Annotated in this window: 16 protein-coding genes, 1 tRNA gene and 1 pseudogene; 9 read left to right on the forward strand and 9 right to left on the reverse strand. The window is 71.5% G+C overall.

What is annotated here, in order from left to right:
• Positions 1–36 precede the first annotated feature (36 nt).
• The 6 genes from AC069R_RS03325 to AC069R_RS03350 all read right to left on the reverse strand — a co-directional run bounded on the left by AC069R_RS03325 (position 37) and on the right by AC069R_RS03350 (position 6,426).
• A complete protein-coding gene (locus AC069R_RS03325) occupies positions 37–645 on the reverse strand; it encodes a hypothetical protein (protein ID WP_478764071.1) in 609 nt (202 codons plus the stop codon).
• 263 nt (positions 646–908) lie between these two features.
• Positions 909–2,273, reverse strand: a complete 1,365-nt coding sequence (locus AC069R_RS03330) for a GH1 family beta-glucosidase (protein WP_478764072.1) — start codon at positions 2,271–2,273, stop codon at positions 909–911.
• A 32-nt stretch (positions 2,274–2,305) separates the two neighbouring features.
• Positions 2,306–3,145 (reverse strand): carbohydrate ABC transporter permease, encoded by an 840-nt coding sequence (locus AC069R_RS03335; RefSeq protein WP_478764229.1) that lies wholly within the window; start codon positions 3,143–3,145, stop codon positions 2,306–2,308.
• A gap of 7 nt (positions 3,146–3,152) precedes the next feature.
• Positions 3,153–4,142, reverse strand: coding sequence for a carbohydrate ABC transporter permease (locus AC069R_RS03340; RefSeq protein WP_478764073.1), 990 nt, complete (start codon positions 4,140–4,142; stop codon positions 3,153–3,155).
• A gap of 5 nt (positions 4,143–4,147) precedes the next feature.
• Positions 4,148–5,464 (reverse strand): ABC transporter substrate-binding protein, encoded by a 1,317-nt coding sequence (locus AC069R_RS03345; protein ID WP_478764074.1) that lies wholly within the window; start codon positions 5,462–5,464, stop codon positions 4,148–4,150.
• 362 nt (positions 5,465–5,826) lie between these two features.
• Positions 5,827–6,426 (reverse strand): TetR/AcrR family transcriptional regulator, encoded by a 600-nt coding sequence (locus AC069R_RS03350; RefSeq protein WP_478764076.1) that lies wholly within the window; start codon positions 6,424–6,426, stop codon positions 5,827–5,829.
• A gap of 122 nt (positions 6,427–6,548) precedes the next feature.
• Here AC069R_RS03350 and AC069R_RS03355 point away from each other — a divergent pair, with 122 nt between their 5' ends.
• Positions 6,549–7,562, forward strand: a complete 1,014-nt coding sequence (locus AC069R_RS03355) for a zinc-binding dehydrogenase (RefSeq protein WP_478764077.1) — start codon at positions 6,549–6,551, stop codon at positions 7,560–7,562.
• A 122-nt stretch (positions 7,563–7,684) separates the two neighbouring features.
• On the opposite strand, the gene AC069R_RS03360 is transcribed toward AC069R_RS03355, so the two are convergent.
• A complete protein-coding gene (locus tag AC069R_RS03360; protein WP_478764079.1) occupies positions 7,685–8,494 on the reverse strand; it encodes a TrmB family transcriptional regulator in 810 nt (269 codons plus the stop codon).
• Positions 8,495–8,938: 444 nt separating this feature from the next.
• Here AC069R_RS03360 and AC069R_RS03365 point away from each other — a divergent pair, with 444 nt between their 5' ends.
• From AC069R_RS03365 to AC069R_RS03400, 8 genes and pseudogenes are all read left to right on the forward strand, one after another.
• On the forward strand, positions 8,939–10,000 hold the full coding sequence (locus tag AC069R_RS03365) for a S53 family peptidase (RefSeq protein WP_478764231.1): 1,062 nt from the start codon (positions 8,939–8,941) through the stop codon (positions 9,998–10,000).
• A 145-nt stretch (positions 10,001–10,145) separates the two neighbouring features.
• A complete protein-coding gene (locus AC069R_RS03370; RefSeq protein ID WP_478764080.1) occupies positions 10,146–10,565 on the forward strand; it encodes an ASCH domain-containing protein in 420 nt (139 codons plus the stop codon).
• A 190-nt stretch (positions 10,566–10,755) separates the two neighbouring features.
• Entirely contained in the window at positions 10,756–12,675 is a 1,920-nt protein-coding gene (locus tag AC069R_RS03375) for an eCIS core domain-containing protein (RefSeq protein ID WP_478764082.1), read from the forward strand.
• Between the two features lie 193 nt (positions 12,676–12,868).
• The gene (locus AC069R_RS03380) at positions 12,869–13,756 is read left to right on the forward strand and encodes a squalene/phytoene synthase family protein (protein WP_478764084.1); all 888 of its coding nucleotides are present in this window, start codon (positions 12,869–12,871) and stop codon (positions 13,754–13,756) included.
• A gap of 984 nt (positions 13,757–14,740) precedes the next feature.
• Positions 14,741–15,583 (forward strand): annotated as a pseudogene (locus tag AC069R_RS03385) (sensor histidine kinase); the annotation flags it as partial.
• Positions 15,584–15,763: 180 nt separating this feature from the next.
• A complete protein-coding gene (locus tag AC069R_RS03390; RefSeq protein WP_478764085.1) occupies positions 15,764–15,946 on the forward strand; it encodes a hypothetical protein in 183 nt (60 codons plus the stop codon).
• 355 nt (positions 15,947–16,301) lie between these two features.
• The gene (locus tag AC069R_RS03395) at positions 16,302–16,523 is read left to right on the forward strand and encodes a hypothetical protein (protein ID WP_478764087.1); all 222 of its coding nucleotides are present in this window, start codon (positions 16,302–16,304) and stop codon (positions 16,521–16,523) included.
• A 385-nt stretch (positions 16,524–16,908) separates the two neighbouring features.
• Positions 16,909–17,766: a hypothetical protein gene (locus AC069R_RS03400; RefSeq protein ID WP_478764089.1), complete on the forward strand. Its 858-nt coding sequence runs from the start codon at positions 16,909–16,911 to the stop codon at positions 17,764–17,766.
• 439 nt (positions 17,767–18,205) lie between these two features.
• Here AC069R_RS03400 and AC069R_RS03405 read toward each other — a convergent pair.
• A tRNA-Leu gene (locus tag AC069R_RS03405) sits at positions 18,206–18,293 on the reverse strand.
• A gap of 159 nt (positions 18,294–18,452) precedes the next feature.
• Positions 18,453–19,400, reverse strand: coding sequence for a beta-ketoacyl-ACP synthase III (locus AC069R_RS03410; RefSeq protein ID WP_478764091.1), 948 nt, complete (start codon positions 19,398–19,400; stop codon positions 18,453–18,455).
• Positions 19,401–19,615: the final 215 nt, after the last annotated feature.

Genomic DNA, 19,615 nt, shown 5'->3' on the forward strand with positions numbered 1-19,615 from the left:
CGATCTCCGTACGGTGACGAGTGACAGGGTCAGGGGTCAGAGCGGGTACGGGATCGGGGCGGGCGGTCCGCGCCGGGTGACCGCGTGCCGCAGCGGGGTTCGGCGAGGCGGGGCACCGGCGGACCGGTCACGCGGGACCGGTTCGGCACAGGCGGGCAGCGGGGCGGGCCGCCAGCGGACGAGGAGGGCGGGGACCAGCGCGGCGGTGCGCCGCAGCAGCGTCCACAGCGCGGCCTCGCCCCGCCGCAGCCACCAGGAGGCGGCGAGGGCGGCGAGGAGGTGGGCGGCCGTGGCGTGGGCCATGGTGTGCGTGGCCGTCCCGGACATACCGGCCGCACCGTTCATGCCCGGCATGTCGGCCATGCGGGAGCCGGTGCGGGCCGCGGGGGTGCCGGTTCGGGCCGCGTCGAAGCCCAGGTGCAGCCCCGCCTGGGTGAGCAGCATCGCCGCGCCGATCCCCGGCCCCGACCGCTCCCGCCCGCCCAGCGCCCAGCCGAGCGCGAGGACCGCGAGGAAACCGGCCGCGTCGCAGCGGAGCGACGGCATCTCCCCCATGGCAAGCCCGTGGCCGACGGCGGCGAGCAGCACGCACACCGCGGCGAACACCGCGGCCCGCAGGCCTCTCACTACCGGGGATGCACTCACAGCGCCCGATCCTCCCACGGCGGGCAGCGGCGCGCGCAGTGCCCGTGGCATTCGGCCGAGACGGGTGGGGAGGGCGGGTACAGGGGGGCGGTCGGTCGGTGGGGGAGGCGGGGCGACCGGCGCGGGTACGACGAGGCGGCCGGTCGGCGGGGCGTGCGCCCGGCGCGGCTACGGCCGGGCGCGTGCCGGGCGCGGCCACGGCCGGGCGCGTCGGCCGATGCCGCCGGGCGACGATCAGCGGCCGGGCGCCCGGCGGTCGTGGTTCAGGCGGCGCTGCGGCCCCGTTCCCGGTGCGCGCGCGCGATCTCCGCGTACCGGTGGCCGCTGCCCTTGATGGTCCGGGTCTGGGTGCGGTAGTCGACGTGGACCAGGCCGAAGCGCTTGTCGTAGCCGTAGGCCCATTCGAAGTTGTCCAGCAGGGACCAGGCGAAGTAGCCGGCCAGCGGGGCGCCCCGGCGGGCGGCGGAGGCGCAGGCGGCGAGGTGGGTTTCGAGGTAGTCCTGGCGTTCGGGGTCGTGGACGGTGCCGTCGGGGCGGACCGTGTCGGGGAAGGCGGAGCCGTTCTCGGTCACGTACAGGGTGCGGGCGCCGTACTCCTCGGTGAGCCGGAGCAGCAGGGTCTCGATGCCGCCGGGGTCGATCTCCCAGTCCATGGCGGTGCGCGGCACGCCCTCGCGGCGGACAGCGCGGGCGTACGGCGCGGGGCCCTCGGGGTCGTCGGTGACGTGTGCCGGGAAGTAGTAGTTCAGGCCGAGCCAGTCCAGCGGCGCCGCGATCGTCGCCAAGTCCCCACCCCGCAGCGGCAGTTCGATGCCGTAGGTATCCACCATGTCGGCCGGGAAGCCGCGGCCGTGCACGGGGTCGAGCCACCAGCGGTTGACATGGCCGTCGTGCCGGCGGGCGGCCGCGATGTCCTCGGGGCGGTCGGTGGCCGGGTGCACGGTGGAGAGGTTGTTGACGATGCCGATCCGGGCGTCCGGGACGGCGGCGCGCACGGCCTCGGTGGCGAGACCGTGGCCGAGGAGCAGATGGCAGGAGGCGCGGACCGCGGCGGTCAGGTCGGTCCATCCGGGGGCCATCGTGCCCTCGTAGTGGCCGATCCAGGCCGAGCAGGACGGCTCGTTGAGGGTCGTCCAGAGCTTGACGCGGTCGCCGAGGCGCCGGGCCACGGCCTCGGCGTACGCGGCGAACGCGTGGGCGGTGTCCCGCTCCGGCCAGCCGCCGCGGTCCTGGAGCGTCTGCGGCAGGTCCCAGTGGTAGAGGGTGACGCAGGGGGTGATGCCCGCCGCGAGCAGGTCGTCCACCAGCGCGTCGTAGAAGGCGAGGCCCCTGGGGTTCACCTCGCCGGTGCCGCCGGGGACGACGCGGGGCCAGGCGACGGAGAGGCGGTAGGCGTTGAGGCCGAGGCGGCGCATCAGGGCGATGTCCTCGCCCCGGCGGTGGTAGTGGTCGCAGGCGACATCGCCGTTGTCGCCGCCCGCGATCTTCCCCGGCGTGTGGGAGAAGGTGTCCCAGATGGAGGGTGTCCGGCCGTCCTCGGCGACGGCTCCCTCGATCTGGTACGCCGAGGTGGCCGTGCCCCACAGGAAGTTGTCCGGGAGTGCGGCGAGGTCGATGCGTTCGGACACGGAAGTCCCTTCGGAATACGGGGTGTTGCCGGTCACTTGACGGCCCCCGCCGTCAGCCCGGCCACGAGGTAGCGCTGGAGCAGCAGGAAGCCGGCCACCACGGGCACGCTGACGACCAGCGAGGCGGCCATGATCTGGTTCCAGTAGACGTCGTTGAGGGTGGAGTAGCCCTGGAGGCCGACGGCGAGGGTGCGGGTGGTGTCGTTCGTCATCACCGACGCGAACAGCACCTCGCCCCACGCGGTCATGAACGCGTACACGGCGACGGCCACGATGCCGGGGATCGCCGCCGGTACGACGATCCGGAACAGCGCGCCGAGCGGACCGCAGCCGTCGACCAGTGCCGCCTCGTCCAGGTCGCGCGGCACCGAGTCGAGGTACCCGATGAGCATCCAGATGGAGAACGGCAGGGAGAAGGTGAGGTAGGTGAGGATCAGGCCGCCGCGGGAGCCGAACAGGGCGATGCCGGTGGCGTTGCCGATGTTGACGTAGAGGAGGAACAGCGGGAGCAGGAAGAGGATGCCGGGGAACATCTGCGTGGACAGCACGGTGACGGTGAAGACACGCTTGCCCCGGAAGTCGTAGCGGCTGACCGCGTAGGCGGCGAACACCGCGACGACGACGGACAGTACGGTCGCGGAGCCCGCCACGATCAGGGAGTTCACGAAGTAGCGGGCGAGCGGCACCGTGGACCACATGTCGATGTACGGGCGGATCGTCAGCCCGCTCGGCAGCCAGCGGAACTTCCCGGAGACGTCCGCGAGCGGTTTCAGCGAGCTGGAGACCATGACGTACACCGGGAGCAGGACGAAGCCGGTGAGCAGGGTGAGGAAGACGCGCCGGGTCCACAGGAACGAACGCGGCGGTGCCAGCGGCGAGTTACGCATCGGTGGTCCTCCGGCCCCGCGAGGTCGCCAGCAGATAGGCGCCCGTCACCACGAGCAGGAAGATGAGCAGCAGGACGGACATGGCGGAGCCGGTGCCGAAGTTCCAGGTGGCGAACGAGGCTTGGTAGATGTGCACGGAGACGAGGTCGGCGGCGGCGGGGGCGGACTTGCCGAACAGCACGTAGGGCGTGTTGAAGTCGTTGAACGTCCACAGGAACAGCACCAGGACCAGTACCTGGTTGACCGGGCGCAGGCAGGGCAGGGTGATGCGGCGGATCCGCTGCCACGTCCCGGCGCCGTCCAGCGCGGCCGCCTCGTACAACTCCCCCGGAATGTTCTGGAGTCCGGCCGTCACCACGAGGAAGGCGAACGGCCAGCCCTTCCACACCGACACGGTCAGCAGGGCGCAGAAGCTGTTGTCGCCGATGAGCCAGAAGGCGGGCCTGGCGCCGATGTGCAGCTGGTCGTGCAGGACGTGGTTCACCAGGCCGTTGTCGTGCTGGAACATGAACACCCAGGTGATGACGGCCGCGTAGACGGGCAGCGCGTACGGCACCAGGAACAGGGCTCGCAGCAGGCCCCGGCCGCGGAAGGCGTCCTGGAGGAAGAGGGCCGCGGCGGTGCCGATCAGCCAGCACAGGGCGACGGACAGCAGGGTGAAGCCGACGGTGACGAGGAAGGAGTGCAGCAGGGCCTCGCCGACGGGGGCGCGGAAGTCCACGGACAGGCGGTAGTTGCCGAGGCCGGACCAGGGGGCGGTGCCCCAGTCGCGGATGTAGAACTGGGTGAGTTCCTTGAAGCTCATCACGATGCCGATGGCCATCGGCACCAGATGGACGAGGAGTTCGAGGACGAGGGCGGGCAGGAGCAGCAGGTACGGCAGCCCGGCGCGGCGGAGCCTTTCGGTACGGCGGCGGGCCGGGGCCGCCGCCGTACCGGGAGGCGACTTCGCCACCGACTCCTCAAGGGTGTGGGTGGTCATGGCCGTTACGCCGCCGGCATCTGCTGCTGGGCCTTCTGGAGCGCGGCCCTGACCGATGCGGTGGTCACGGCGCGCCCGGCGGCGGCGTCGGCGAACAGGTCCTTGACGGCGGTGCCGACCGTCGTCTCGAACTGCGATTCGTCGGGCACCTGCGGCAGGGGGGCGGCGCTGGTGGCGAGGGTGTTCTTCAGCACCGTGTTGGCGGGGGTGTTGAACGCGGGGTCGTCCTGCGCGCTGGTGACCGGCGGGATGGAGCTGTAGGCCTTGTTGAGGATCTTCTGCTCGGCGTCGGAGGTCATGAACTTCACGAACCGCGTCGCCCCGTCGAGGTTGTGGGTGTTGCGGAAGACCGCGATGTTGATGCCGGCGGCCATCGAGTCGACCCGGGTGCCGGGGCCGGGGGTGCCGGAGCGCACCGGCACGGGCGCGACGCCGTACTGGCTGTCCTTCATGCCCTGGGAGGCGAGGTTGGCGGAGGCCGACTGCCACAGCAGCATGGCCTGCCGGCCCTTGGCGAAGTCGCTGACGGACTGGTTCTGCGCGTATTCGGCGTCCCCGGCGGGGATGATCTGGTCCTTGGCCATCAGATCGACATAGCTCTGGACCGCGTCGACCACCTTGGGGGCGGTGAAGTCCGGCTTGCCGTCGGCGGTGAAGAAGTCGGCGCCGCGCTGCTTGGCGAAGACGAAGACGTGGTGGATGTTCTCCGACACGTTGGAGCCCTCGGCGCCCAGTGGGGAGATGCCCTTCGCCTTGATCTTCTTGCCGTCGGCGATCAACTCGTCCCAGGTGGCGGGCGGTTGGGAGATACCGGCGTCGGCGAAGATCTTCTTGTTGTAGTAGAGCGCGTACGCCAGCGCGTACAGCGGTACAGCGGCCGGGTCCTTGCCCTTGACGCCGGTCGAGGCGAGCGCGGACGGCACGAAGCGGCTCTTGCCGCCGATCTTGTCGAAGTTCGCGGCGTCCCAGGGCAGCAGCGCGCCGCTCGCCTGGAGGGAGGCGCTCCAGGAGTTGCCGATGTTCAGCACGTCCGGGCCCTGGCCCGAGGTGGTCGCGGTCAGGATCCGGTTGAGCAGGTCGGGCCAGGGCACGACCTCCAGCTTCACCTTGATGCCCGTCTGCTTCTGGAACTTGTCGAGTTCGGGCTGGAGGACCTGCTTGTCGACGGCGACGCTGGCGCCCTGGTTGGAGGCCCAGTAAGTCAGCGTCTTCGGCGCGTCGTTGGACCCGCCTCCCGTGGACGAACCGCCTCCGCAGGCTGTCGCCGTGAGGGCGAGAGAGAGGGTGACGGCACCGACGGCCGCGGCTCGGATGCTGCGCATGTCTCCAGGTGTCCCTTCCCGGCGTCGAGAACCTTCGGGATCGCGCCCCGGTACCGGCCTGCCCGGCCGGCCCCCTCCGAAGACCCTCACGTCTTAATTTAGGACGTGAGTTAACCGGCGCGGATGCGCGCCGTCAAGGGATGCGGCAGAGGTTCCTCGCGTTCTTCGCACCCTCGGATCCCGCGGGAATGGGGGCGGGTCAGAGGCGGGGCGGGGTGCGCGGAAGGGCGCCGGTGAGGGTCAGGGACCGGGCGGGATGCGCGGGGAGGACGCCGGAGAGGGGGCTAGACGCCGGGCAGGGCACGGAGGGCACCGGAGAGGGTCAGGGCCGGGCGGGATGCGCGGAAGGACGCCGGTGAGGGTCAAGGGCCCGACAGGGGACGCGGGAGGGCGCCCGTGAGGGTCAGGGCGACGAGGCGCGCGGCGAACTCCTCGTCGAGCGGGGCGCCGCTGACGAGGGCGCGGGTGAACAGGGCGCCGCCGATGGCCTCGACGACGAGAGCGGGGTCCGTGTCCGGCGCGAGTTCGCCGCGTTCGACGCCCCGGCGGACCATGACGGCGCCGCGTTCGAGGCGCTCGGTCCAGTAGGGCAGCCGGCGGTCCGGCAGGGTGTCGTCGCGTTCGACGCTCAGCCGGAGCAGCGCCTCGCCCTGCGCCGTCGCGAGCAGCCGGGCCAGCGCGCCGAAGTAGGCGGTGAGATCGTCGCGCACGCGTCCGGTGTCCGGCACCGGCATCGTCGCGTCGAGCTGTTCGGTCAGCGCTTCCAGGATCAGGTTCTCGCGGGTCCCCCAGCGCCGGTAGACGGAGGTCTCATGGACGCCGGCGGCGCGGGCGACGGCACCGACGGTGGTACCGGCGAGCCCGTGCGCGGTCAGGACGTCCACGGTGGCGGCGAGCACGGCGGAGCGCATCCGGGCCCCGCGGCGGCGCAGGGGCGGTGCGTTCCGGTCGGACGAGGGCATGCCCCACCTTAACGCAAGGCCACTTGCTTTACCCCTCGGGCGGGCGTAGGTTCATCGCAAGGCGACTTGCGTTAAGGGGCTCGCGGCCCACGGGGTCGCCGCCGTGCCAAGGAGGCCATGTCATGGAGCAGATGCTCGCCGCCCGGCTGCACATCCCGAGCCGCACCCTGCGGATCGAGGAGGTGGCGCGGCCGGAACCCGGTCCCGGCCAGGTCCTGGTGAAGGTGGAGGCCGCGGGCGTCTGCCTGTCGGACGTCCATCTGATCGACGGCACCCTCACCCCGCTGCTGCTGCGCGGCGACACGGTCACCCTGGGCCACGAGGTGTCCGGCACCATCGCGGAGACCGGCCCCGGCGTCACCCGCTGGACGCCGGGTCAGCGGGTGGTGCTGTACGCCGGCGAGATCCGCGACGGCGTGACGTACACCCGCGGCGTGGACTACGACGGCGGCTGGGCCGAGTACGCGCTCTCCGCCGAGCACGCGCTGACCGAGCTGCCCGCGGCCATCCCCTTCGACCAGGGCGCGATCATCCCGGACGCGGTCTCCACACCGTGGGGCGCGATCACGGTCACGGGCGCCGTGCGGCCCGCCGAGGCGGTCGGCGTCTGGGGCGTGGGCGGACTCGGCGTGCACGCCGTCCAGTTGCTGCGGGCGATCGGCGCCTGCCCCGTCATCGCGGTCGACCCCAACCCCACCGCCCGCGAGCGCGCCCTCGACCGGGGCGCGGACCTGGCGCTGGACTCCGCCGACCCGGCGCTGCGCGAGCGGATCCGCGAGGCGACCGGCGGTACCGGGCTCGCCGCCGCCTTCGACTTCGCCGGCGTCCCGGCCGTCCGGGCACAGGCGCTGTCGGTGCTCGCGCCCAGGGGCCGGCTGGTCCTGGTGGGCCTGACCGACCAGCCGCTGACCGTGGCCGACGGCACCCGCTTCAGCTACCTCCAGCAGCAGATCCTCGGCCACTACGGCTCCGACATGCCGGTCGCGCTGCCGCAGCTGCTCTCCCTGATCCGGAACGGCCGGCTGGACTTCTCCGGCTCCATCAGCGGCGAACTGCCGCTGGCGCGGGCCGCGGAGGCGGTGGAGCGGCTGGAGAAGAAGACCGGCGACCCGATCCGGCTGATCCTTCGTCCCTGACCGGACGCCCGGAAGGACGCGCGGTGGCGGGATCACCCCGGCAGGGGAACCCCGCCACCGCTTTCACGTACCGCACCGCTTCTTCACACACCGCCGCCAACTCGACCTATCGACGCGGGAGTTCACGTCCCCGGCGCCGGCCGCGCCGACTCCCACACCGTGTGGAACGCCAGCCGCAGGCACGCCGCCAGGGCCGGGTGTTCGATGAACAGGGTCGTCGTGGTCCCCGCCCCCGCCACCGGGTCCGGCATGTCGCACAGGACGAGGGAGGCGTCGGCGACGACGAGCTTGAGGGGCAGGCCGGGGGCGAAGCGGGCCTCTTCCCCGGCGGCGGCGAAGCGCCGGACGTGCGCCACCGTCTCGGGATCGGCCAGGGCCTCGGAGAGGTAGATCGCGCGGACCGTGCCGCCGCCCCGGCGCAGGCGGCGCACGGCGGTGATGCCCGCCGCGTTCTCCGCCGGTGCGACGAAGGGAGGTTTGCAAAAGGTGAGGAGTTCGTGACGGGCCTGGGACTGAATGTCGGCGAAACGTTCACCGATGGCCCTCGGGTCGCGCAGGATCTCGATGCAGTCCAGCGGGTCCGTGTGCCGCCGGCCCTGGGCCCACAGCGGGCCGAGCAGACCGGCGAGTTCACGGGAGGCGCGTTCCAGCCGCTCGACGGTCTCCCGCTGGGCGGACATCAGCCGGGCGAGGGCCGTTTCGGGGGGCTCCGCGGAGTACGTCGTCACACGTCCGGGGCGTGCGGTGGCCAACTGCCGCCGCACCAGGGCGTCCAGGACGTCGTACACGCGCTGGCGCGGAACGTCCGCCTCGCGGGCCACCTCGGCGGCCGTATAGGAGCCGCGCCTGAGCAGCGACAGATAGATCCGCGCCTCGTAGCGGGCGAGCCCGAGGGACATCAGGCGGTTGACGGTGGTGTCGTCCAGCTCCATGACCGCAGAAGATATCGGCCAACCCGGAAGCTCGGGCCAAGGTTTTGCCAACTCCCCTTGTTTTCAACGGCAAACAGTCAATAACCTCAACCCCAGCCACCACTGACCGGGGTGGCACATCCATCCACATGCCCGGAAGCAGACTCCGACCGGCCACCCCCAACGATGGGTTGTCATGTCTATGACACACCCGCAGGCCGTCGTACCGGAGTCGACCATCCCCCCACGGAGGGCAGTTTTTTGCATTCCCACCGCAGAAGGAACCGGATACGCCGCAGCGCTCCCGCACTGCTGGGCGCGGCGGCTCTGATCACCGGCGGCGTGGCCGTCGCGACACAGACCTCGGCCTTCGCCACCACCCCCGCCGCCCACGCGGCGACCACCTCCGCGGCCACGCCGGTGCACACCCACCGGCTGTGTTCGCAGCCGAGCAAGCCCGGTTACATGGCCTGCCAGTCGGTCGAGCGCACCGACATCGTCCAGCACAAGTCCCTCGGCCCGCACGACACCCCGCAGGGCTTCGGGCCGTCCGACCTGGCGGCCGCGTACAACCTCCCGAAGGACGGCGGCAAGGGCCAGACGGTCGCGATCGTCGACGCCAACGACGACCCGAACGCCGAGAAGGACCTGGCGGCCTACCGCTCCCAGTACAACCTGCCCGAGTGCTCCACGGCCAACGGCTGCTTCAAGAAGATCGACCAGGACGGCGGCAGCAACTACCCCGCGCCGGACGCGGGTTGGGCCGGGGAGATCTCCCTCGACGTCGACATGGTCAGCGCGGCCTGCCCGCAGTGCAAGATCCTGCTGGTCGAGGCCAAGTCGGCCAACATGGACGACCTGGGCGCGGCCGTGAACCAGGCCGTCAAGCAGGGCGCCAAGTTCGTGTCCAACAGCTACGGCGGCAGCGAGGGGTCCGACGACACCTCCGCGGACGACCAGTACTTCAAGCACCCCGGCGTCGCCATCACCGTCAGCTCCGGTGACAGCGGCTACGGCGTCGAGTACCCGGCGGCCTCGCCGTACGTGACGGCGGTCGGCGGCACCTCGCTGAAGAAGGACAGCAGCACTCGCGGCTACTCCGAGACCGTCTGGGGCAGCTCGTCCGGCGGCGACGGCGCGGGCTCGGGCTGCTCGCAGTACGAGGCCAAGCCGTCCTGGCAGAAGGACACCGACTGCGCCAACCGCGCGGTGGCCGACGTCGCGTCCGTGGCCGACCCGGCCACCGGTCTCGCCGTCTACGACACCTACCAGGCCAGCGGCTGGAACGTGTACGGCGGCACCAGCGCCGCCGCGCCGTTCATCGCCGGCGTCTACGCCCTCGCGGGCGCTCCGGGCTCGGGTGACACCCCGGCGTCGTACCCCTACTCCCACCCGGACCAGCTGAACGATGTGACCAGCGGTGCGAACGGGTCCTGCGACGTGGCCTACCTGTGCCAGGCGGGCAAGGGCTACGACGGCCCGACGGGCCTCGGCACCCCGAACGGGACCGGCGCTTTCACCAAGTAGTCCGGGTTTGATCCGGACCGGGTGAGCGCCGCACGCCGGTCCGTCCGGCCCCCGCCGCGGGCCGGACGGACCGGCGTTGCGCGTGCCCGCCAACTCTCCTTTTTTCCTGGTGAGTTCATCCGTGCCGTCGGTTACGCTCGGCCGCATGACTGCTGACGACATCCCCACGCTCGCCCTCGCCTTCCCCGGCCCGGAGCGCGACAGCGGGGTCGAGGCCATCATCAGCGGCCGCAAGACGGCCATGACGGCGCTGGCCGAGATCCTGGAGAAGGCCGGCGAGCCCCTGCCCGAGGTGGGCCGGCGGTACGCGGTGCTCGACTCGGACGACCGCCCGGCCGTCGTGATCGAACTGACCGAGGTCCGGGTGATCCCCTTCCGCGAGGTGGACGACCGGTACGCGCTGGACGAGGGCCGCGGCTACGCCGACGCACGGGAGTGGGCCGCCGCCCACCGGGACTTCTTCGCCGGCGAGCAGATGACCGGACTGCTCGGCTACACGCCCGCCGTGGACGACGACGCCCTGATCGTGGCCGAACGCTTCCGGGTGGTCGGCGCGGAGGACTAGCCGAGGAGCAGCGGAGGGACCCCACCGTCCACGGTCGTGCATCATTCGGCGGTGGTGGAGGCCGAGTTGACACCGGCGGCCGTTCGGGCAGCGGCTCTGCCCGCTTGGTGCCCGATTCGCCCTGTCCGGCGGGGTCGTCCGTGTCGTACACCGGGAGGGTGGGACCGGTCTCGGCGTGGTGAGGAGAATCGTGCACGGACACAGGAAGCGACACGAGGATCCCACGGCGGCGGGCGCGGGGCCCCGGCCCGCCGCGGCGCGGGCGGCGGACAGCCGGCGCTCCGGGCAGCGGGATGCGCTCCGACCGGACGTGACGGCCTCCGGGCAGCCGGATACGCTGCGGCCGGACGCGGTGGCCGCCCTGCAACGGCTGATCGGCAACGCTGCGGTCAGCGAGATGCTGGGCCGCGCCGGCACGGAGCGGTCCAAGGCGGCCGAACGGCAGTCCGCCTCGGTGCGCGGGGTGCTGCGCTCCCCCGGCCGGCCACTGGACGACGCGGTGCGCACCGACATGGAGACCAGGCTGGGCGCGGACTTCTCCGACGTACGCGTGCACACCGACGGGGCGGCACACGAGTCCGCGGCCTCCGTCTCCGCCGAGGCGTACACCTCCGGCTCCCACATCGTCTTCCGGCGGGGCCGCTACGACCCGTCGTCCGACGCGGGCCGCACGGTACTCGCCCATGAGCTGACGCATGTCGTGCAGCAGCGGCGCGGGCCGGTCGCGGGGACGGACACCGGGGGCGGGCTGGCCGTCAGCGATCCCTCAGACCGGTTCGAGCGGGAGGCGGAGCGGGTCGCGCGGCGGGTGACGGGCGGCACGGCGCGCCAAGCGGGGGCCGGGACGGAGGCCGAAACGGCGGCTGAAGCGATGGCCGAGGGGCCGGTCCAGGCGCCGGCCGGGGCGGCGCACGCCGGCGCGGTCACCGGCGCCGCCCTGACCGTCGCCCGGCTGATGTCGGTCGAGGAGTTCCAGGGGCACACCACCGTCAGCGCCTTCCAGAAGCGCGGCCAGTCCATCGACCAGGTCGAGCGGGCCCTCGCCGAGTGCCATACGAGCGCGGCACGCCCGCAGAACTACGCCGCCAGGGCCGACCGGTTGGAAAACCTCGTCCAGGCCGCCGAGGGCTACCTCGCCCAGTCGAAGTCGGGGCGGCACCGGGACGTCGTACAGGCGCTGCTCGCCGAATGCCGGCCGGAAGCCGCGATCTTCCGGCAGCTCGCGAACGCCGAGGCGGCGGCGAGCCCGCTGGCGCGGGCGCGCGGGTTCCTCGCCGCGCAGGAGGCCGTCCTCCAGCGGGTCCGGACCGCGCATCTCGATCCCGACAGCGATCTGTCCCTGGCCAACGTCCATCTCCAGAACTCCGTGCTGCAGGCCGTCAACGCGCTGACGGACGCGGAGAAGACCACCCTCGTCGGCGACGATCTCCAGCTGCTGGCCGAAATCCAGGCGGACCCCGGTGCTCCCCAGGTCACCCGCGACACCCTCGGCGACCTGCTGGCGCACCGTGACATCGTCAACTTCACGACCGGCATGCCGGGAACGAAGCTGTCCGAGCCGGAAGTTGCCGAGAAGTACACCCTCAGGCACATGATGGCGCAGCCCGAGGGCGCCACGGAGCGGCTCGGCTCTCTCGCCCATGAACTCACGCATGTGGACGCCGGCGAGAGCTACGCCAACACCGAGATCCTGCTGCTGTTGCGGCAAGACCTTCCCGACGCCGAGATCACGGCGCTGGCCGCGCGGCGCAAGGCCCGGATCGACGCCCTGGAGGGACTCCTGAGGCACGACCGGACGCTCACCGCCGCCCAGAGGAACCTCTTCCAGTCCAAGCTGAAGTACGCCACCGACGCCTCCAAGGGCGTCGGCCGCTACGCGGCGTTCTTCAAGAACAAGCTCGATCCCGCCACCTACCAACGCCTGCTGGACATCGACAAGTTGAGCGCCCCGAACAGCTCGGCCCTCGTGGAGTACGACACCGTGGTCACCCAGCTCCTCGTCTATCTGCACCGCTGGGGCGTCGACCAGACGGACCCGCTCTACGCTGCGGTCGCCCAGCTGGCCACGGAGTTGCGCACCGACCGGAGGGCCGCGGCGGCGGGCCAGTAGACGACGGGCGGGCCGAGGCCGGCGCCAGCGGACAGCGGACGGCCGGGCGGACAGCGGACGACCAGGTAGGCATCGGACGGCCCGGCGGACAGCGGTCGGCCGAGTAGGCATCGGACGGCCGGGCGGACCTCGGACGAGGGCGGCGGACAGAGGGCGGTTCGAGAGCGCCCCGCCCTCCCCCTACGATCAACCCATGCGAGGGTGGACGAAAAGCCTGATGGCCGCCGGTGTCCGGGAGCCGGGGCTGCGCGCGGACTACGACCGACAGCGGGCATCGGTACGACGCTTCCGGCGCACGGCATATCTCGCGGCCAGGCTGCTGCTGCCCCGCCCGCTGCTGCCGCACGTGGTGGCGGCGACCGCCCTGATGGACCACGGCGACAACCTCCTGGACACCGGCCCCCTGCCACAGCGCGAGGCGGCATGGGCCTCCTGGGAACGCCAGGTGCGCGACGCCCTGCGCACGGGTACGAGCGACAGCCCGCTCCTGCGCACGCTCGTCCACACCGCGTCCGCCCACCCACGGCTGGGCCCCCTCGTGGAGACCTACCTGGCGACCGCCACCGCCGAACTGCGCTTCACGGGCTTCGCCACCGAGGCCGACTACCAGGCATACGTGGACGCCTACTCGTACCCCGCCTTCATGCTCGTCGCGGGACTGCTCGCGCCGGAGGGCGACGACCTGCCGTACCGCGCCGCCTGCCGCACCTTCATCGAGGGCAGTCAGCGGCTCGACTTCGTCAACGACCTCGCCGAGGACCTCCGGGAGGGCCACGTGGGCATCCCGGCCGAGGCGATGGCTCGTTTCGGGGTCACCATGGACGACCTGAGGGCCGGCACCGGCGGCGCACCCCTGTCAGACCTGATCGCCAATCAGATCGCCATGGCTCAAGCCGCGTTGTCGGCCGCGAGCACCCTCCCTGCCCTGGCCTCCCCCGACGGCCGGCGCCTCGCGGGTGCGTTGGTGCAGCTCGAACTCCTCACGGCAGAAGCCGTACTCACACGCGGCACCGCAATCCTCCACGGCTCCACGAACCCACCCCTGCCCAAGACCCTGCGCGTCCTCACCCGCAGATACTGACCGCCGCACCGTTTACTCCGGTCGGAGTACAGGTGCAGGTTCGTCGTCAACGGCTTCGACTCGCCCGTAGAACAGGCGGCACAGGCCCCGTCGAAGGAGGAAAATACCCCGGTGGACACAGGCAACGCGTTACGAACGTGGGGGTTCGAGGACAGCGGGGAAGTCCCCGGACTCAAGCCGCTCCCCGAGGGATTACCGCCTGAACTACGGGAGTTCGTGGTCGCTCTGCGCGGTCTGTTCCGGACGGCCGGCAAGTCATTGCGGCAGTTCTCGGTGTATCACCATGTCAGCGCACCCTCTGTTTCGCGTTACCTGTCCGGTGTGCGCATCCCCGACAAGGCGTTCCTCGACGCTCTGTTGAAGTCCGCGTGCCGTACCTGCGGTCCAGAGGTGACCCTTGAGGTGCAGAAACACATCTACCGCCTGCACCGCGACGCCCTTCTGACGCAGGACCCGCAGCGCTACCGAGCCCAGTTGGCCAGTGACCGACTGGAAGTGGCCGTACTGGAGAAGGAGCAGGCCGAGCTGACGATCACGGAACTGCGGCGCGGTGTTTCCGACCAGAAACGCCAGCTACGCGAGCTGGAGTTGCGTCTGCGGCAGGTCCAGCACGCACGCAGCCGGGAGAGCGTCCGGCATGGTGAGCAGATGGCCCTGCAACAGGAGCAAGAAGAGGCGTGGCGAGCGCAGTGCGGGCAGCTCAAGTCGGAGATCGAGCGCCTTGAGGCGGCAGTCCACCGTGCCGAGTCGGAGCGCGACGCCGCCTGGGAGCTCTGCCGCGAACTGGAAGAGGAACTGGCGCGGATCGAGACCGACGTCGAGCGGGCCCGGCAGGAACGGGCGGAGCAGGAGGAGCATCTTCGGCGGGCCTTCCTCCAGGGTGCTCCGGAGAACCTCCAGGATGAACTGGCCCGCGCCTACCGCCTGGTCGATGCGCTGCGCCTGACTGCCGCACAGGACGCGGCGGCGCTGGAACATCTGCGGGAGGTCGCCCAGGACGTCGCCCGCCGACGCCTGCCCGAGATCGTCGCCCAGCTGTCCGGGTCCGACCCGCTCGACGTCGACACGTCCGTTGCCTCGCTGGGCGTCCATGACCGTGCCGAGATCAATCAAGTGGCCCGCGCGTTCGACGAGGTGCAGCAGGAAGCCGTGCGCCTGGCCTCCGATCAGGCTCTGCTGCGCGGCAACATCAACGCGATGTTCACCGGCCTTTCCCGGCGCACACTGGCGCTGGTGCGGCAGCAACTTTCCTTGATCGCCCAGCTGGAGGCACGAGAAGCCGACCCGGACCAACTGGCGGCCCTGTTCCGGCTGGACCATCTGACCACCAGAATGCGCCGCAACGGTGAGAACCTGCTGGTACTGGGCGGCGAGGACCCGCATCGCCACTGGAGCCGCCCGGTCCCTCTGGTGGACGTGGTGCGCGCGGCCGCCTCCGAGGTGGAGCAATACGAGCGGATCGAGCTCGCCCACATCCCGGCGGCTGATGTGACGAGCGCCGTCATCAACGACCTTGTCCACCTGCTTGCCGAACTGCTGGAGAACGCCACCTCCTTCTCCTCCCCACAGACCAAGGTGCAGATCGCCGCGCACATGCTGCCCGACGGCCGCGTCCTCATGGAATTCCATGACACGGGGATCGGCCTGCCTCCCGAGGACCTCACGCTCATCAACGAGCGCCTCGCCGCGCCACCCGCCATCGACGTCGCCGTCTCCCGGCGCATGGGCCTGTATGTCGTCGGTCAGCTTGCACAGCGTCACGGCATCCGCGTCCAGCTGCGCCCCTCGGACTCCGGCGGCACCACCGCTCTCGTCATGCTCCCGCTCCGTGCACTGAACCGGACGGCCTGTCCGTGACGCCTCGCCCCCGCAAAAGTGTTCCCACCTGCGGAAACACACCCGTTCCCGCTGCCCAACGCCCCCACGGTCACGCCATCCTGTCCATCCCCCGGAAGTGCGGTCCACGACCGCTCCGGGGCCGCACCACACCGACCGGAGGATGACACCGTGGACCCTTCTTTGATCACTCTGCGCACCGCCTTGATCCTGCTCCTGGCCATCCTGACCGGCATCGGCGCCGCCGTACTGTCCCGTCTTGCCGCAGCCCCTCTGCCCTACGCCGTCCTCACGGGAATCGCCGCCTCCGCCGCCGCGATCCCCTACTTCAACAACCTCATCGAACGCCGCTGAGCCAACCGGGCAACCGGGCACGAGCACCGCTCCGCGCGGACCGAGCCCTTGCCGATCACCGATGGACACCAGTGACAGGGGTCCTGTCCTACCGCCAAACACGGCAAAGCCTCAGTCCAGGCCACGACAAGGTGGCGGAGCCGACCCTGCTTGCTGTCGAATACGGCTCCTCCGTCGCCCAGTTGCTGCACCGACATGGATACGGCGCGGGGCATTCGGTGAGTGCGCGCGCCGTGTCCGAAGGCGTATGGCGGAAATGTGCGGCATGCGACTACGCGGGCGCACCCGCGAGCATCGACAATCACACGAAGCGGACCCACACGACCGCGGCCGACCAGTCCTGAGGAGCAGCACGATGACCGATCCCACGTCCACCCAGCGCGCCGACCTGGAGACGGCGGTGCGTAGGTCCGGCGGCCACTGGGACACCGAACGCGGCCTGCGTACAGTGCGCGACGCCGGGCACGACCCGCAGGACAAGCACACCCGCCGGATCCTCCGGGACCTCGCGGGCGAGGGTCTGCTGGTAAAGCTGGCGGACCGGCCCGTCAAGTACTGCCGGGTTGAGGCGGAATGAGGACGGCATCCGGGCGGTGACCGAACTGAGAGGCTGGGAGGATCACGTTGTCTGGCGCCCGTGACGTCGAGAACAAGGTCAAGCTGCTGCCCGCCGACCCGGAGGCGGCAACGGTTCTCAAGGGCTGGGCAGCGCAGGGGGACGCTCTGCTGGACGTGGGCTGAACCGCGACACCCGTTCGATGTCCACCCCGACCGCGGCGGAAGCGAATCCGGCGAGCGTGCGCCCGCCGCTTCGCGACAGGGAGAAATGCACGGGCGCGCCGGCGACTGACGGCCGCCCGTGGCCCTCGCCGCAGCGGGGGCGCCGTTCCCTGGCGCTGCGCCGGCGAGTTCGCCGCCGCGGAAGCCGCCCCGCAATCGGCGCCACCCTCGCCGGTGCCTATGTGCTCGGTGAAGTGCTGGGGTCGCTGGCGCTCGGCGCCTGGCTGCGCCCGCGGCGGCTGAACCGGCGCCTGGCCGCCGGGATGGCCGTCGGAGCCCTCGCCTTCGCTGATCTCGCCGCCTTCCCCAGCACCTCGGTGACCCGTACGGCCACCCTGGTGATCCTCGCGGGCGCGGCCCCGGCCGCCAGTCCGGGCGGCATGCGCACCATGCTGATCGCCCTGGTCGACAAGGCCGACGAGCCGCGGGCGCTGAGTGCCGAGACCGTGCTGACCCAGGTCACCTGGGGCGGCGCGCCCGCCCTCGTCGTGCTGCTCGCGGTGAACATCCGGCCGGGTGCGCCGATGGTGCTCGGCGCCGTGGGCTTCGCAGCCGCGGCGGCTCTGCTGCTCGTAGTGCCCGCCCACCGGGCCGCGGAGCCGGAGGGCGCGGCCGGGACGGCCGGGGGCTGGGGCAGGGAGCGGGGCAGGCTCCTCGCCTCCGTCTGGCCGATCTATCTCACCAGCGCGGCGGCGATATCCATGCTCGCCACGGCCGAGCTGGCCCTCACGCCGCTCCTCGAATACCGGGGGCTGACGGTCGACTGGCCCGGTGTCCTGCTCGCCGCCTTCTCCCTGACCAGTGCCTTCGGGGCGTCCCTGTACGGCCTGCGGACCTGGCCCGGCACGGTACGCGGGCGGCTGTCCGGACCGTTCCCGGACGCCCCGGCGCCGGCCGCGCCGGGGCCGCGGTGCCGCAGCTCGGCCGCCGCGCTGACGAGCGTCAAAAGCACGGTGATGGCCACGCCGCCGAGGATGGCGACGACCGGGGCGAGCCGGAGAGAACGGCCGCGGAGGCGGAGGCGGAGGTGGAGGCGGTGATGGTGTAACCCACTCCCTGCACAGCGTGCTTCGGCAGGCGTTCGCGAAGGCTGAGACTGCGCGTCACCATCACACCGGCCTAGAACAGACCGGCGGCGAGGAAGGCCACCTCGATGCCCCACAGGCTGGAGAAGACCGCGGACAGGCTCACACAGGCCGCGGTGACCAGCAGGAACACCAGGCTCTGGGCCTGACCCGACGAGCACCGTTGCGCAGGTCGCGCCGGCTGACGGCGGGAGAGTCGCACGGCCCCGTTCTCGTGACGACGCTGGGCCTACCTCGACCACCTGCACATCGGCTGACCGCGCGCGCCGGAAGAGGTGAACCGGGACGGCACACCGGGACGCCCGCCGGAACGGCGAACCGGCGCGTTGGTCACGCGGTCGGTCACGCCACAGCCCGAGAAACAGAAAAACCCCAGATCAACTGGGGTCTCTGCTGGTGTCCGAGGGGGGACTTGAACCCCCACGCCCGATAAAGGGCACTAGCACCTCAAGCTAGCGCGTCTGCCATTCCGCCACCCGGACCAGGTGTCTGCCGCCTTGCGGAGGGCTTCCCCCGCGGCGACATGGACAACAATACCAAGGTTTCGGAGTGCGTTTCACCTGCGTATTTCGCTGGGGCGGGCACGTAGGCGGACCGTGTACGCGGTGCGAGAAGCCGTGCGCGCAGAGCGAGCGGGTGCGCTACGGGCAGTGGACGACCTGACCGGCGTACGACAGGTTCCCGCCGAAGCCGAAGAGGAGGACCGGGGCCCCGGTGGTCAGGGCGCCCCGCTCGACGAGTTTGGAGAGGGCGAGGGGGATGCTCGCGGCGGAGGTGTTGCCGGATTCCGTCACATCGCGGGCGATCACCGCGTTGACGGCGCCGAGCTTCTCCGCGAGGGGCTCGATGATGCGCAGGTTGGCCTGGTGGAGGACGACACCGGCGAGATCCTCGGGGGCGATACCGGCGCGCTCGCAGGTCTGGCGGGCGATGGCGGGCAGCCGGGTGGTGGCCCAGCGGTAGACGCTCTGGCCCTCCTGCGCGAACCGCGGCGGCGTGCCCTCGATCCGCACCGCGTGCCCCATCTCCGGCACCGACCCCCACAGCACGGCCCCGATCCCCGGCTCCTGCCCCGGCGCGCACGCCTCCACCACCGCGGCGCCCGCGCCGTCGCCGACGAGGACGCACGTGCTGCGGTCGGTCCAGTCGGTGATGTCGGTCATCTTGTCGGCGCCGATGACCAGGGCGCGGGTGGCCGCGCCGGCGCGGATCGTGTGATCGGCGGTGGCCAGGGCGTGGGTGAAGCCGGCGCACACCACGTTGACGTCCATCGCGGCGGGTCCGGGGACGCCGATCCGGGCCGCGACGCGGGCGGCGGTGTTCGGGGACCGGTCGATCGCGGTGGAGGTGGCCACGAGGACGAGGTCGATGTCGGCGGGAGCGAGCCCCGCGGCGGCGAGGGCCTTGGCGGCGGCGTGCGCGGCCAGTTCGTCCACGGGCTCGTCGGGGCCGGCGATGTGCCGGGTGCGGATGCCGACCCGCGTGCGGATCCACTCGTCGCTGGTGTCGACCATGCCGGCCAGGTCCTCGTTGGTGAGCACCCGCGCGGGCTGGTAGTGACCGAGGGCGGCGATGCGAGAGCCGTGCATGACGGAGGTCCCCTTGTTGCCGTGGGTGGTGAACGGGATCCACAGTCTGGCCAGTGACTCGCCAGTACGACGGCACGTGAAGCCACAGGAAACGGGCAGGCGAATTGTCGGCTCCCCTCAGCCGCCGGGCTCCGCGCGGAGCGGGCGCGGCACCGTCCTCCATGTGCAGGACAATGCGTAAGCAGGACAATGAGATCTCCGCACCAGGGCCGCCA

The sequence above is a fragment of the Streptomyces sp. NPDC043952 genome, assembly GCF_056435325.1.

Excerpts from the sequence above, each read along its gene's own strand:
- AC069R_RS03340 (WP_478764073.1), bottom strand. The coding sequence starts at position 4,142 with ATGACCACCCACACCCTTGAGGAGTCGGTGGCGAAGTCGCCTCCCGGT.
- AC069R_RS03410 (WP_478764091.1), bottom strand. The coding sequence starts at position 19,400 with ATGCACGGCTCTCGCATCGCCGCCCTCGGTCACTACCAGCCCGCGCGG.
- AC069R_RS03380 (WP_478764084.1), top strand. The coding sequence starts at position 12,869 with ATGCGAGGGTGGACGAAAAGCCTGATGGCCGCCGGTGTCCGGGAGCCG.
- AC069R_RS03395 (WP_478764087.1), top strand. The coding sequence starts at position 16,302 with ATGACCGATCCCACGTCCACCCAGCGCGCCGACCTGGAGACGGCGGTG.
- AC069R_RS03360 (WP_478764079.1), bottom strand. The coding sequence starts at position 8,494 with ATGGAGCTGGACGACACCACCGTCAACCGCCTGATGTCCCTCGGGCTC.
- AC069R_RS03365 (WP_478764231.1), top strand. The coding sequence starts at position 8,939 with ATGGCCTGCCAGTCGGTCGAGCGCACCGACATCGTCCAGCACAAGTCC.
- AC069R_RS03345 (WP_478764074.1), bottom strand. The coding sequence starts at position 5,464 with ATGCGCAGCATCCGAGCCGCGGCCGTCGGTGCCGTCACCCTCTCTCTC.
- AC069R_RS03355 (WP_478764077.1), top strand. The coding sequence starts at position 6,549 with ATGGAGCAGATGCTCGCCGCCCGGCTGCACATCCCGAGCCGCACCCTG.
- AC069R_RS03370 (WP_478764080.1), top strand. The coding sequence starts at position 10,146 with ATGACTGCTGACGACATCCCCACGCTCGCCCTCGCCTTCCCCGGCCCG.
- AC069R_RS03350 (WP_478764076.1), bottom strand. The coding sequence starts at position 6,426 with ATGCCCTCGTCCGACCGGAACGCACCGCCCCTGCGCCGCCGCGGGGCC.